Genomic DNA, 13,012 nt, shown 5'->3' with positions numbered 1-13,012 from the left:
TTGCCCGAAATGAGAACACGTTCTATTCTGTGGCGGCCAGTCTGACAGCTCCGGGGAGGTGGGCACGTGGCGTTCTCTGCCGTGTCTGTGATCCGGGGCCCCGGCGAGATCGCGGTCATGGTGGTCGAGGTGACCAAGCGGATGTTCACCCGGCCCTTCCAGCTCCGCGAGTTCGTCGAGCAGGCCTGGTTCATCACCAGCGTGACGCTGATGCCGACGATCCTGGTGTCGATCCCGTTCGGCGCGGTGATCTCGCTCCAGGTCGGCAACCTCACCGGGCAGCTCGGCGCCCAGTCCTTCGCCGGTGCCACCGCGGTCCTCGCGGTGGTCCGCGAGGCGGCACCGATCGCCGCGGCCCTGATCATCGCCGGAGCGGCCGGGTCCGCGATCTGCTCCGACATGGGCGCGCGCAAGATCCGCGAGGAGATCGACGCGATGGAGGTCCTCGGCGTCGATCCGCTGGAGCGCCTGATCGTGCCGCGCGTGGTCGCCACCATGTTCGTCGCGCTGATGATCAACGGGATCGTGATCGGCGCCGGCATCGGCGGCGGCTACTTCTTCACCGTGATCGTGCAGGGCGGCTCGGCCGGCGCGTTCCTCTCGTCGTTCACCGCGCTCGCGAGCCTGCCGGACCTCTACATCTCGATGATCAAGGCGGTCGTCTTCGGGTGGCTGGCCGCGATCGTCGGCTCCTACAAGGGCCTGAACGCCGGCGGCGGCCCGAGCGGTGTGGGACGCGCGGTCAACGAGTCGGTGATCGTCGCGTTCATGCTGCTGTTCTTCTTGAACGCCGTCATCACCGCCATCTACTTCCAAGTCGTCCCCCCGCCGGGGCTCTGATCACGATGGCCTCCATCAGCGCGCTCGGCGGCTCCTTCTACCGGGGCCGGCGCGACTCCCTCGAGCAGTACGGCGACCAGCTGCTGTTCTACGTCAAGGCACTGTCCTGGACGCCGCGCGCGATCCGGCGCTACCCGCGCGAGATCGTCAACACCCTCGCCGAGGTCACCTTCGGCGCCGGCGGGCTGAGCCTGATCGCCGGCACGGTCGGCGTGATCGCGTTCCTCGCGTTCTTCGCCGGCACCGAGGTCGGCATCCAGGGCTACGCCTCCCTGAGCCAGATCGGCGTCGCCAAGTTCAGCGCCTTCATCTCGGCCTACTTCAACACCCGCGAGGTGGCGCCGCTGGTCTCGGCGATCGCACTCGCGGCCACCGTGGGCTGCGGCTACACGGCCCGGCTGGGCGCGATGCGGATCTCCGAGGAGATCGACGCGCTCGAGGTGATGGGGATCCCGTCGTTGCCGTTCCTCGTCACCACCCGGATGGTGGCCGCGTTCGTCGCCGTCATCCCGCTGTACGTCGTCGCCCTGAGCGCGTCGTACCTCTCACCGCGGCTGATCACCACGCTCGTGTACGGGCAGTCACCAGGCACCTACGACCACTACTTCCTGCAGTTCCTGCCGCCGATCGACATGCTCTGGTCGTTCTTCAAGCTCCTGTTCCTCGCGGCGGCGGTGATCCTGATCCACTGCTACTACGGCTACACCGCCTCGGGCGGGCCCGCCGGGGTCGGCATGGCCGTCGGCCGGGCGATCCGCACCAGCATCGTGACGATCGTGGTCGCCGACTTCTTCCTGAGCTTCGCGATCTGGGGCTCCACCACCACCGTCCGGATCACGGGGTAGCCGCGCGATGCTGGTGAACATCTACCACGACAGCCCGCGGGAGCACCGTCGGCTGCTGGTGGCCGGTGTCGCGTTCCTGGCGGTCATCGCCCTGCTGATCGCGCTGTCGATCGCGATCTACCAGAAGGTGTTCGAGCCGGCCACGACCGTGACGATCCAGGCCGACCGGGCGGGCCTGCAGCTGGCGAAGTTCGGGGACGTCCGGCTGCACGGCGCCCTGGTCGGCCAGGTCCGCTCGGTGTCGCAGGACGGTGACCAGGCGGTCATCACGGTCGCCCTCCAGCCGGACGAGGCGAAGCGGATCCCGGAGAACGTGTCGGTGCAGATCCTGCCGACGACGCTGTTCGGCCAGAAGTTCATCTCGCTCGTGACGCCCGCCGACCCGTCGCCGACGCCGCTCGCGGACGGCGACGTGATCCCCGCCGACCGGGTCGAGACGAACGTCGAGCTCAGCCGGATCCTCGCGAACCTGTTCCCGCTGCTGCGCTCGGTCCGACCGGCCGATCTCAACGCCACGCTGAATGCGCTCGCCACCGCCCTCGGCGGGCGCGGCGAGCAGCTCGGCGAGACCATGGACCGGCTCGACGACTACCTCGGGGAGATCGACGACCACCTGCCGACGCTGCGCCAGGACCTGGTCAAGCTCGCCGACGTCGCCGACACCTACGACCTCGCCGCGCCCGACCTCCTCGGTGTGCTCCGCGACCTCACGACCACCGGCCGGACCGTGATCGACAACAAGGCCCAGCTCGGCACCTTCTTCGCGGACCTCCAGGGCCTGGCGGACACGTCGACGCGGGTCCTGGACGAGAACTCCACCAACCTGATCCGGGTCGGCCGGGTCACCGAGCCGATGCTGCGCCTGCTGGCCGTGTACTCGCCCGAGCTGCCCTGCCTGCTCGCGGGTGCGGCCCGCTACGCACCGCGGTTGGCCCGCACCTTCGAGGGCAACCAGGTCAAGCAGTACATCGAGTTCGGCACCGCCCAGTACCGCCCCTACGACGAGCGGGACCGGCCGACGTACGGCGAGGTCGGCCACGGACCCTGGTGCCTCGGCCTGCCGCACCCGAAGGTCCCGGCGCCGCCGGTCGCGCTCGACCAGGGCAGCGACATGGACGAGCACCCGCCGGACAGCCCGCTGCCGACGCAGCTCGGGCTGGGCCGGATCGGCGCGGACTACTCCGGCACCGCGGGGGAGCGGCAGGTCGTCAACGCGCTGATCGCCCAGCTCACCGGCCGGCCAGCGGACAGCTACGGCTCCCTGGGCTCGCTGCTCTACGGCCCGGTCGTGAGCTCCCCCGCTGGAGGTGGGAGGTGATGTCGCGCAACTCGACCACGATCGCCGCCGGCATCAAGCTCGGGATCTTCACCGTGGTCTCGATCCTGGTGACCGGCCTGCTCGCGGCCATCATGGGCAACGTCGGCTTCGGCGCGGGGACGACGTACCAGGCGGTCTTCAGCACCGCCTCGATGCTCGTGAAGGGCGACGACGTCCGGGTCGCCGGCGTCAGCGTCGGCGAGGTCAAGAAGGTCGAGCACTACGACCGCAGCCAGGCCCTGGTGACGTTCCGGGTGCAGTCCGACGTCCCGCTCACGACGGCCTCCCGCGCCGAGATCCGGTTCCTCAACCTGGTCGGCGACCGCTACCTCGCGCTCGAAGAGGGCGCCGACACCGAGGCCCGGCCGCTGGAGTCCGGGGACACGATCCCGATCGACCGGACCAGGCCCGGGCTGGACCTGACCACGCTCTTCAACGGCTTCCAGCCGCTGTTCCAGGCCCTCAACCCCCAGCAGGTCAACGACCTGAGCATGAACCTGGTGCAGGTCCTCCAGGGTGAGGGCGGCACCGTCCAGGGGCTGCTGCAGAAGACCGCGTCGCTGACCAACACCCTGGCCGACCGCGACCGACTGATCGGCCAGGTCGTCGACAACCTCGGCCAGACCCTGGCCACCGTGGACGACCGGCACCAGCAGCTCAGCGACCTGGTGGTCGGCCTGAAGGACTGGATGGCCGACCTGGCCCGTGACCGCGGCACGATCGGCTCGTCGCTGCAGAACATCTCCGACCTCACGGTCGTGGTCGCCGACCTCCTGCGGCAGGGCCGCCCCCTGGTGAAGTCCGACGTCGCGAAGCTGCGCCGCCTGGCCGCGCTGCTCAACGAGAAGAAGAACAGCGACCAGCTCACCGAGCTGCTCGACCGGCTGCCCGAGTCGATGACCGACCAGACCCGGACCGGCACCTACGGCTCCTGGTACAGCTACTACATCTGCGGGTTCAGCGGCCGGATCACGCTGCCGGCGGGCCTGGGCGAGCTGCCCGGGGTGCGCCAGCTGATGGCCCAGCTGAACAACCTCGACTTCCACTCCACGGCGCCACGGTGCAACGGGGCGACGGCTCCATGACCCGATACAGCGACGCGCGGGTCCTCCGGATGGGGGCGATCACGGTGGTGGTGATGCTCCTGGTGCTGGCGGCCGCCTTCAACCTGTCCCAGTTCCCCGGCTTCAAGGGCGGCACCTACCGGGCGGAGTTCAGCGACGCCAGCGGACTGCACCGCGGCAACATGGTCCAGGTCGGCGGCATCCGCGTCGGCCGGGTCCAGGACGTCTCGCTCGAGAACAGCAATACCGTGCTGGTGACCTTCGAGGTCGACCACGGTGTCGAGTTCGGCACCGACAGCCGGGCGTCGATCGAGGTCCTCAACCTGCTGGGGGAGAAGTACCTCGATCTCCAGCCCGCCGGCTCCGGCCAGCTCGGTGAGGACGACGTGATCCCGGTCGGGCGCACCGAGTCGGCGTACGACATCGTCGGCGTGTTCGGCGACCTCACCACCACCACCGAGCGGATCGACACCGACCGGCTCAAGCGGGCGCTGGACGTGGTCGCGGACACGACCAACCAGGCGGCCCCCGAGATCCGGTCGAGCTTCCGCGGCATCGCCCGGCTCTCCCGGACCGTGGCGTCGCGCGACGAGCAGATCCAGGCGCTGCTGAAGAGCTCGCAGGGTGTCAGCAAGGTGCTCGCCGACCACAGCTTGGACCTCGTGGACCTGATGCAGCACAGCGACCTGGTGTTCCGGGAGGTCCAGCGCCGCAAGCAGGCCGTGCACCTGCTGCTGGTCAGCGCGCGCAGCCTGGCCCGCCAGCTGCGCGGGGTCGCCGAGGACAACCAGGCCCAGATCGCGCCGGCGCTGCAGGAGGTCGACGACCTGCTCGCGCTGCTCAACGGCAAGGAGAAGGAGCTGAAGTCGACGCTGGCCGCCCTCGGCCCCTACGTCTCGATCCTCGGCAACATCATCGGGACCGGTCCCTGGTTCGACGCCTACGCGTCGAACCTCGCCGCGATCCCGACCGGAGAGTTCGTGCCCGGACCCCTGGAGGGCCAGTGATCACCGGGTTGTGGAGCCGGGTCAACGGCCGCGCGCTCGCGGTCGCGGCCGCTGTCGTGCTGCTGGCGGCGACGTACTTCATCGTGCTGCGCGACGACACCGCGACCAAGACCGTGAGCGCCCACTTCCCGCGGGCGGTCAGCATCTACGAGGGCAGCGACGTGCGGATCCTCGGCGTGAACGTCGGCCGGGTGACCGCGGTGACGCCGGAGGGCAACTCCGTGCGCGTGGACATGGAGTACGACGCGGAGTACCAGGTGCCGGCCGACGCCCAGGCCGTGATCGTGACTCCGACCCTGGTCGCGGACCGGTTCGTCCAGCTCACGCCGGCCTACGCCGAGGGCGACCGGGTGCTGGCCGACGGCGCGGACATCGCGCTGCCCGACACCGGTGTCCCGGTCGAGCTGGACCGGATCTACGCGAGCCTGCGCGACCTCTCCGAGGCCCTCGGCCCCAACGGCGTCAACAAGGACGGCACCCTCGACCATCTGCTCGAGGCCGGGGCGCACGCGTTGGACGGCAGGGGCGCGCTCGGCAACCGGATGCTCACCCGGCTCGCCGCGGCCGCGCGGACGTTCGGCGAGGGAGCGGGTCCGCTGTTCGACACCGTCAGCCGGCTCGCCGAGTTCACCACCACGCTCGCGGAGAACGGCAAGTTCGTCCGGGCGTTCATCAAGGACCTCGCCGGCGTCTCGTCCCAGCTCGCGGACGAGCGAACCGAGATCCAGGGAGCGCTCGCGGCGGTCGCGGACGCGGTCGGGACCGTGAAGTCGTTCGTGCACGACAACCGTGCGGCGCTGGTCGCGGACGTCGAGCGACTCACCCGGGTGATGAAGACCATCGCCTCCGAGAAGGACAGCATCGACACCGCGCTGCGCGTCGCGCCCGTAGCCATCGGCAACCTCAGCCTGGCCTACAACAGCAGGTCCGGGACGATCGGCTCCCGCATCGGCATCAGCGGCAACGTGTGGGACGCCGACGGCTTCCTGTGCGCCGTGGTCCAGCAGTCCAGCCTCTCGCGGGCCAGCAAGGACCTGGCGTGCACGCTGTTCAAGCAGCTTCTCGAGCCGGTCGAGGGCCAGGTGCCGACCATCCCGCCCGGGCCCGACGGCCGGTCGTCGACGGGCGATCAGGTGCCGCGCCAGGTGCAGCGTCAGTACGCCGGAGCCGGCGGCGGGTCGCTCGGCCAGCTGATGGGGGGCGGCTCGTGATCCGCCTGCTGCGCAGCGGGGTGCTCCTCGTGGTGCTCGCCCTCCTCGCGGGTGCGTGCAAGTTCGACGGCGCCTACGACCTGCCGCTGCCGGGCTCGCCGGTCGACGCGGACCACTCCTACGAGGTGACCGCCGAGTTCGCCGACATCCTCAACGTGGTGCCGCGCTCGCCGGTGATGGTCGACGACGTCACGGTCGGCGAGGTCACCGACGTCGAGCGGGTGGGCTGGCACGCCCGCATCACGCTGCGGATCCGTGACGACGTGAAGCTGCCGGACAACGCGGTCGCCGACATCCGGCAGGTCAGCCTGCTGGGGGAGAAGTACGTCGCCCTGGAGGCGCCCGCCGGCACGGCCGCGGAGGGCACCCTGTCCGACGGCGACAACATCCCGCTGGCCGACACCGGGCGCAACCCGGAGGTCGAGGAGGTGCTCGGTGCGCTCTCCTTCCTGCTCAGCGGCGGTGGCGTGAGCCAGCTGGGCACCATCACCCACGAGCTCAACCAGGTCATGGACGGGCGCACCGAGCGGCTGCGTCACCTGCTCGGCTCCCTCGAGAGCGTCGTGGCGGCGCTGGACGACCAGAAGGCCGACATCGTGACCGCGATGGAGTCGCTCGACCACCTCACCTCGACCCTCAACGCCGAGAAGAAGACGGTCACCGACGCCCTCGACGTCGCCGGCCCCGCAGTCGAGGTGCTCGCCGCCCAACACGACGAGCTGATCGCGATGCTGCGCTCGCTCGACCGACTCGGCGCCGTCGGCACCCGGGTGATCGGTCAGAGCAAGGCCGACATCCTGGCCTCGCTCGACCACCTCCAGCCGATCCTCCAACGCCTCCACGACGCCGGTGACGACCTCGCCCCCGGGCTGAACCTCCTGGTGAGCTTCCCGTTCCCCAAGGAGGCCTCGGAGATCGTCAAGGGCGACTACGCCAACACCTCGATCCGCGCCGACATCAGCCTCGAGAACCTGCTGCCCGGCCAGTCCGGCGGCGGCATCCCCGGCATCCCCGACCCGAGCCAGCTGCTGAGCACCGTCGAGAAGTGCCTGCGCAGCGGCGACCTCACCAGCCGGTCCTGCCAGCAGGTGCTCGACTCCGCGAACCTGCTGAAGAAGCTGGTCGAGGACTGCAAGAAGAAGAAGTACGACGGCAACCCGGTCTGCACGATCATCGAGGCGCTGCCCGAGCTGCCGGACCTCTCGGGGCTGGCGGGACTGACCGGCGGCGTCCTCGGCGAGGCGCTAAGTAGCGGTGAGCCAAGCCGGGCGCCGAGCCCCGCTGGCCTCTACGGGGGTGCACCATGAGCACGGGGGTGAAGGTCCGGATCGCGGCGTTCCTGGTGCTCAGCGCCGTCGGCGTCGTCTACGTCGCCGGCTCCTACCTTGGGTTCGTCGACCGGATCCTCGGCCGGGGCATCACCGTGCACGCGACGCTGCCCACCTCGGGCGGCCTCTTCGAGGGCAGCGAGGTCACCTATCGCGGCGTCAAGATCGGGAAGGTCAGCGCCATGACCGCGACCGCCGAAGGCGTCCGGCTCGACCTGGCCCTCGAGGAGGGCACCCGGCTGCCCGCGGACTCCCCGATGTACGTGCACAACCTCTCCGCGGTCGGCGAGCAGTACCTCGACTTCGAGCCGGCCGACGCCGCGGGCCCCTACGTCGCGGCCGGCGACACGCTGCACGGCACCGCCGAATCGCTGCCCGTTGACGAGGGCGACCTGCTGGTCGAGCTCGATCGGTTCGTGAGCTCGGTGGACAAGAAGGACCTCCAGGTCGTGGTCCGCGAGCTCGGCGCGATGTTCACCGACACGGGCGTGCCCCTCCAACAGCTGATCGACAACGGCAGCGCGTTCGTGCGCGAGGCCGCGGCGCACACCGCCGACACCATCCGGCTGCTCGATCACGGCAAGCGGGTGCTCAGCACCCAGCAGGGCCAGAGCGAGAACATCCGCGCGCTCGCCGGGGACCTGCGCAGCCTCACCGACGCCGTCGCTGCGAGCGACGGCGACCTCGAGCACGTCCTGGACGGCACACCGGGCACGGCGCGCGAGCTCGACGCCCTGCTCCGCGACCTCGAGCCCACGCTGCCGGTGCTGCTCGGCAACGCGGTGAGCGTCAACCAGGTCGTGGTCTCCCACCTCGCGGGCCTCGAGCAGCTGCTGGTGACCTACCCCCGCACGATCTCCGCGGGGTTCACCGGCACACCGGGCGACGGCTACGGCCACGTGAACCTGCAGTTCGACAACTCGGTGCCGCCGTGCACCGAGGGCTACAAGCCGCGCACCGAGTGGCGCCCGCCGAGCGACCTCACCGACAGCCCGATCTACCCCGCCCGGTGCGCCAGCGGACCGCCGTACGTGATGCGCGGCCCGAAGTACTCACCCGGCTCCTCCGGCAACCCCTCGCCCGGCCGGCTCTACCGCTCGTCGTACGACCCGGTCACGGGTTTCGTGTCTGGAGCGGTCGACGCGGGCGGCAACCCCGTACGATTCCTCGATCAGGGCAACCTGTCGATCCTGGAAGGGGACGCGTGGAAGTGGCTGCTGGTGGGGCCGGTGACCAGCCGGTGACGACCGGTCCGGAACCTCGGGCCCACCGGCATCCCTCGTTGAACATCGCCCTCTACGTGGTCGCGCTGCTCCTGGCCTGCGCGACCGTCTTCGGAGGAGTCCTGGTCGTCCAGGAGCACGACGATCGGGGCCGCGCCACCGTCGAGCAGGAGCGGTACGGCGACGTGCTCGCGGCCGCCCGCACCGAGGTGGAGGCGTTCATCAACATCGACTACCAGCGCGCCCAGGAGAGCATCGACGCCGTCGCGGCTGGAGCCACCGGCGACTTCGCCAAGCAGTACGACACCTCGACCAAGAGCGTGATCGAGGTGCTCCAGCGCAACAAGTCCGTGATGGACGGCAAGGTGCTCTGGGCCGGCGTCGTGACCGTCGACTCCGACAGCGCCACGGTCATCGCCGCCACCACCGGGACGGTCGCCAACGTGTCGACCGACAACCGGCCGGTCGCCCGGTACTTCCGACTCAAGCTCGACCTGCTCCGCGTCGACGGGGACTGGAAGACCGCCGACCTGGAGTTCGTGGGTTGATGAGCGACAAGCCCCGCCGTCCGGTCGTCGGCTCCCGCAACCCGACCGGCCGCCCGCGCAAGGTCGCCGGCCAGGTCGGTCCGACGGTCCCGGTGGTCGAGCCCGTCGAGACCCCGCAAGCCGAGGCAGGGCGCCGACCGCGCCGACCGCGCCGGCCGGATCTCGCCGGGATCGGCGGCCGGCGTACGACGATCGCGCTGCTCCTCGCCGTCCTGGTGCTGCTGCTCGGCGCGGTCAGCGAGGTGATCTTCCTCACCCGGGACGCCACGCCGACCGTCTCGTCCGCCCGCCCGGTGGTCACCGGCGAGCTGACCCACCGCGCGGCCGTGGAGGCCGCGGCGCGCTCCACCGAGCAGATCCTCTCGACCAGCTACGAGAACTACGACGAGCAGGTGGACCAGGCCACCGCGGAGATGACCGACACCTTCGCCGAGCAGTACCGGCAGACCTCGGCCGGCATCCGGGACAGGTTCCTCGCCGCCCGGACCAAGCTCCAGGTCGAGGCGGTCGCCCAGGGGGTCGTGCGGGCCTCACCGGCCCAGGTCCAGGCGCTGCTGTTCCTCGACCAGTACGTCGAGAAGACCGAGAAGGGCCGGCCGCGCACCGACTACCGGCAGTACCGCGCCCTGGTGACGGTGGTGCACACCGACCAGGGCTGGCTGGTGTCCGACATCGAGACCCAGTAGGCTCGCGCAAAACTAGAACAGGTTATAGTTGAGCTGCGCCCCCGAGAGGAGAAGGATCGCCGCGTGCCTACAGACAACGCCATCGACGTCGACCTCCTCGTGATCGGGGCCGGTCCGACCGGTCTCTTCGCGACCTACTACGCCGGGTTCCGCGGCTTCCGGGTGGCGGTGGTCGACTCACTGCCCGAGCTCGGCGGCCAGATCACCGCGATGTACCCCGAGAAGCAGATCCTCGACGTGGCCGGGTTCCCCTCGGTCAAGGGCCGTGACCTGGTCGAGGGCCTGGTCGCGCAGGCCGCGACCGCGGACCCGACGTACCTTCTCGACCGGACCGCGACCACGCTGCACGAGGACGACGACGCTGAGAACGGTGCGGTCGTCGTCGGCCTCGACGACGGGACCGAGGTGCGCGCCAAGGCGGTGCTGATCACGGCCGGCATCGGCAAGTTCAGCCCCCGCCCGCTGCCCGCCGGCGACGGGTGGCTGGGACGCGGCCTGGAGTTCTTCGTGCCGAGCTTCGCGCCGTACGCCGGCAAGGACGTGGTGATCGTCGGGGGCGGCGACAGCGCCTTCGACTGGGCGCTGCACCTGGAGCCGGTGGCCCGCTCGGTCACGCTGGTCCACCGCCGCGACGGCTTCCGCGCCCACCAGCGCACCGTCGAGGCGGTGCAGGCCTCGTCGGTGCAGATCGTGACCCGCGCGGAGGTCTCCGCGATCCGCGGCAACGGCGTCGTGGAGTCGATCGAGATCACCGTCGACGGGGAGTCGACCGAGCGCCCGGCCCAGGCGATCGTCGCGGCGCTCGGGTTCGTCGCCGACCTCGGCCCGCTGCAGCAGTGGGGCCTCGACGTCGAGAAGCGGCACCTGGTCGTCGACTCCTCCATGCGCACCAACCTGGCGCGGGTCTTCGCGGCCGGCGACATCACCGAGTACCCCGGCAAGGTGCGGCTGATCGCCGTCGGCTTCGGGGAGGCGGCGACCGCCGTCAACAACGCCGCCGTGGTGATCGACCCCAGCGCCCACGTGTTCCCCGGCCACTCCAGTGAAGGAAGCTAGGTGCCGCGATGAAGATCAGGGTCGACTACGACCTGTGCGAGTCCAACGCCCTGTGCGAGGCGCTCGCTCCCGACGTGTTCGAGCTTGACGACGACGACTACCTCCAGCTCAAGACCGACCAGACCACGCCGGAGAACATCGACGCCGTCAAGCGGGCGGTGGCCGCCTGCCCGCGCGCCGCGCTCTCCCTGGAGGACTGAGCGTGACCCCCTCTCTCGACGGCCGGGTGGCGATCGTCACCGGGGCCGGTGCCGGCCTGGGCCGCGCCGAGGCCCTCGCGCTCGCCGACGCCGGTGCCCGCGTCGTGCTCAACGACCTGCCCGGCGGCGCCGACGAGGCGGCCGAGGAGATCCGGTCCCGCGGCGGCGAGGCGACGGTCGTCGCCGGCGACGTGGGGGAGCGCGCCAGCGCCGACGCGATGGTCGCCGCGGCCGTCGACGGCTTCGGCGCCCTGGACATCGTCGTGAACAACGCCGGCGTGACGCGCGACCGGATGCTGTTCAACATGTCCGACGAGGAGTGGGACCAGGTGATCCACATCCACCTGCGCGGTCACTTCCTGCTGTCCCGCAACGCCGCGGCGTACTGGCGGGCCAAGGCCAAGGAGACCGGCGCGCCGGTCGGCGCGAGCGTGGTCAACACCGCGTCCGAGGCGTTCCTCTCCGGGCCGCCCGGACAGGCCAACTACGGCGCTGCGAAGGCCGGGATCGCCGCGCTCACCGTCTCGACCGCGCGGGCGCTGGCCAGCAGCGGCGTGCGCGCGAACGCGATCTGCCCCCGGGCGCGGACCGCGATGACCGCCGACGTGTTCGGCGCGGACGACTCGGGGCTCGAGGTCGACCCGTACTCGCCCGAGCACGTCGCGCCCGTCGTCGCCTACCTCTCCTCGCCGGCGGCCGCGCACATCACCGGCCAGGTCTTCGTCGTGTACGGCGGCATGGTCGCGCTGGTCGCCGCCCCGGTGGTCGAGCAGCGCTTCGACAAGTCCGGCTCGCTGTGGACCCTGGACGACCTCGACCGGCAGCTCGGTGGCTACTTCGAGGACCGGGACCCCTCCGTCGGCTTCGCCGCCGACTCGATCATGCGCCTCTCGCTGGCCGAGCCCGTCGAGGCCCAGGAGGTGCGGGCATGAACCGGCTGCAGGGGAAGGTCGCGATCGTGACCGGCGGTGCGCAGGGCCAGGGGGCCGGCATCAGCCGCGCCTTCGTGGCCGAGGGCGCCCGCGTGGTGATCGCCGACATCGCCAAGGAGCAGGGCCAGGAGCTCGCCGCCGAGCTGGGCGACACCGCCCACTTCATCGACCACGACGTCAGCGACCAGGCCTCCTGGACCGCGCTGGTCGAGGACACCGGCCAGCGGTTCGGCCCGGTCAACGTGCTGGCCAACAACGCCGGCATCCTGCGGTTCGGCGAGATCGAGAAGATGCCGGTCGACGAGGTCGAGCTGCTCTGGCGGGTCAACCAGCTCGGCTGCTTCCTCGGCATGAACGCCGTCAGCCGCACGATGCGGGAGCACGGCGGCGGCTCGATCATCAACGCCTCCTCGGTCGAGGGCCTGGCCGGCATGGCCGGCTGCACGGCGTACGCCGCGACCAAGTGGGCGATCCGCGGGATGACCAAGTGCGCCGCGATGGAGCTCGGCCCCCAGGGCATCCGCGTCAACTCGGTGCACCCCGGCATGATCGACACCCCGATGACCCGCGTGCACGGCGGCGACGCCGCGATGGAGTACGGCGCCGCCAAGGTCCCGCTGCGCCGGGTCGGGTACCCGGACGACATCGCGCCGCTGTACGTCTACCTCGCCAGCGACGAGTCGGCGTACGTCAACGGCGCCGAGATCGCGATCGACGGCGGCGTCACGGCGACCCACGCCTTCGGCGGCTGAGG

Annotated in this window: 14 protein-coding genes; all 14 read left to right on the top strand. The window is 70.8% G+C overall.

Annotated features, from left to right (window positions below; all coding sequences use genetic code 11):
- Nucleotides 1-66: 66 nt before the first annotated feature.
- The 14 genes from NOCA_RS15790 (at nt 67) to NOCA_RS15725 (ending at nt 13,010) form a co-directional block, all read left to right on the top strand.
- On the top strand, nt 67-840 hold the full coding sequence (locus tag NOCA_RS15790) for an MlaE family ABC transporter permease (protein WP_011756266.1): 774 nt from the start codon (nt 67-69) through the stop codon (nt 838-840).
- Nucleotides 841-845: 5 nt separating this feature from the next.
- A complete protein-coding gene (locus tag NOCA_RS15785; RefSeq protein ID WP_011756265.1) occupies nt 846-1,685 on the top strand; it encodes an MlaE family ABC transporter permease in 840 nt (279 codons plus the stop codon).
- Nucleotides 1,686-1,692: 7 nt separating this feature from the next.
- Complete coding sequence (locus tag NOCA_RS15780) at nt 1,693-3,003, top strand: MCE family protein (protein WP_011756264.1); 1,311 nt, start codon at nt 1,693-1,695, stop codon at nt 3,001-3,003.
- Complete coding sequence (locus tag NOCA_RS15775) at nt 3,003-4,088, top strand: MCE family protein (RefSeq protein WP_011756263.1); 1,086 nt, start codon at nt 3,003-3,005, stop codon at nt 4,086-4,088. Before NOCA_RS15780 ends, NOCA_RS15775 begins: the two co-directional genes overlap by 1 nt.
- Nucleotides 4,085-5,074: an MCE family protein gene (locus tag NOCA_RS15770; RefSeq protein WP_011756262.1), complete on the top strand. Its 990-nt coding sequence runs from the start codon at nt 4,085-4,087 to the stop codon at nt 5,072-5,074. The genes NOCA_RS15775 and NOCA_RS15770 overlap by 4 nt, the downstream gene beginning before the upstream one ends.
- Complete coding sequence (locus NOCA_RS15765; RefSeq protein ID WP_011756261.1) at nt 5,071-6,285, top strand: MCE family protein; 1,215 nt, start codon at nt 5,071-5,073, stop codon at nt 6,283-6,285. The genes NOCA_RS15770 and NOCA_RS15765 overlap by 4 nt, the downstream gene beginning before the upstream one ends.
- On the top strand, nt 6,282-7,592 hold the full coding sequence (locus tag NOCA_RS15760; protein ID WP_011756260.1) for an MCE family protein: 1,311 nt from the start codon (nt 6,282-6,284) through the stop codon (nt 7,590-7,592). Before NOCA_RS15765 ends, NOCA_RS15760 begins: the two co-directional genes overlap by 4 nt.
- Nucleotides 7,589-8,857 carry an MlaD family protein gene (locus NOCA_RS15755; protein ID WP_011756259.1) on the top strand — a complete coding sequence of 423 codons (1,269 nt, stop codon included), beginning with the start codon at nt 7,589-7,591 and terminating at the stop codon, nt 8,855-8,857. The genes NOCA_RS15760 and NOCA_RS15755 overlap by 4 nt, the downstream gene beginning before the upstream one ends.
- Nucleotides 8,858-8,895: 38 nt before the next feature.
- Nucleotides 8,896-9,384 carry a hypothetical protein gene (locus tag NOCA_RS15750; RefSeq protein ID WP_049774375.1) on the top strand — a complete coding sequence of 163 codons (489 nt, stop codon included), beginning with the start codon at nt 8,896-8,898 and terminating at the stop codon, nt 9,382-9,384.
- Nucleotides 9,384-10,070 carry a hypothetical protein gene (locus NOCA_RS15745; protein WP_011756257.1) on the top strand — a complete coding sequence of 229 codons (687 nt, stop codon included), beginning with the start codon at nt 9,384-9,386 and terminating at the stop codon, nt 10,068-10,070. The genes NOCA_RS15750 and NOCA_RS15745 overlap by 1 nt, the downstream gene beginning before the upstream one ends.
- A 63-nt stretch (nt 10,071-10,133) precedes the next feature.
- Nucleotides 10,134-11,126, top strand: coding sequence for an NAD(P)/FAD-dependent oxidoreductase (locus NOCA_RS15740; protein WP_011756256.1), 993 nt, complete (start codon nt 10,134-10,136; stop codon nt 11,124-11,126).
- Nucleotides 11,127-11,134: 8 nt separating this feature from the next.
- Nucleotides 11,135-11,326: a ferredoxin gene (locus tag NOCA_RS15735; RefSeq protein WP_011756255.1), complete on the top strand. Its 192-nt coding sequence runs from the start codon at nt 11,135-11,137 to the stop codon at nt 11,324-11,326.
- Between the two features lie 2 nt (nt 11,327-11,328).
- A complete protein-coding gene (locus NOCA_RS15730) occupies nt 11,329-12,258 on the top strand; it encodes a 3-oxoacyl-ACP reductase (protein WP_011756254.1) in 930 nt (309 codons plus the stop codon).
- Nucleotides 12,255-13,010 carry a glucose 1-dehydrogenase gene (locus NOCA_RS15725; RefSeq protein WP_011756253.1) on the top strand — a complete coding sequence of 252 codons (756 nt, stop codon included), beginning with the start codon at nt 12,255-12,257 and terminating at the stop codon, nt 13,008-13,010. Before NOCA_RS15730 ends, NOCA_RS15725 begins: the two co-directional genes overlap by 4 nt.
- Nucleotides 13,011-13,012 lie beyond the last annotated feature (2 nt).

This window comes from Nocardioides sp. JS614, assembly GCF_000015265.1.
GTDB lineage: Bacteria > Actinomycetota > Actinomycetes > Propionibacteriales > Nocardioidaceae > Nocardioides.
Note: the sequence above shows the minus strand (reverse complement) of the source record. Positions and strands in the feature narration are given on the sequence as shown.

Coding starts and splice junctions, on each gene's coding strand:
- NOCA_RS15775 (WP_011756263.1), top strand. CDS start 3,003: ATGTCGCGCAACTCGACCACGATCGCCGCCGGCATCAAGCTCGGGATC.
- NOCA_RS15745 (WP_011756257.1), top strand. CDS start 9,384: ATGAGCGACAAGCCCCGCCGTCCGGTCGTCGGCTCCCGCAACCCGACC.
- NOCA_RS15735 (WP_011756255.1), top strand. CDS start 11,135: ATGAAGATCAGGGTCGACTACGACCTGTGCGAGTCCAACGCCCTGTGC.
- NOCA_RS15780 (WP_011756264.1), top strand. CDS start 1,693: ATGCTGGTGAACATCTACCACGACAGCCCGCGGGAGCACCGTCGGCTG.
- NOCA_RS15770 (WP_011756262.1), top strand. CDS start 4,085: ATGACCCGATACAGCGACGCGCGGGTCCTCCGGATGGGGGCGATCACG.
- NOCA_RS15755 (WP_011756259.1), top strand. CDS start 7,589: ATGAGCACGGGGGTGAAGGTCCGGATCGCGGCGTTCCTGGTGCTCAGC.
- NOCA_RS15725 (WP_011756253.1), top strand. CDS start 12,255: ATGAACCGGCTGCAGGGGAAGGTCGCGATCGTGACCGGCGGTGCGCAG.
- NOCA_RS15785 (WP_011756265.1), top strand. CDS start 846: ATGGCCTCCATCAGCGCGCTCGGCGGCTCCTTCTACCGGGGCCGGCGC.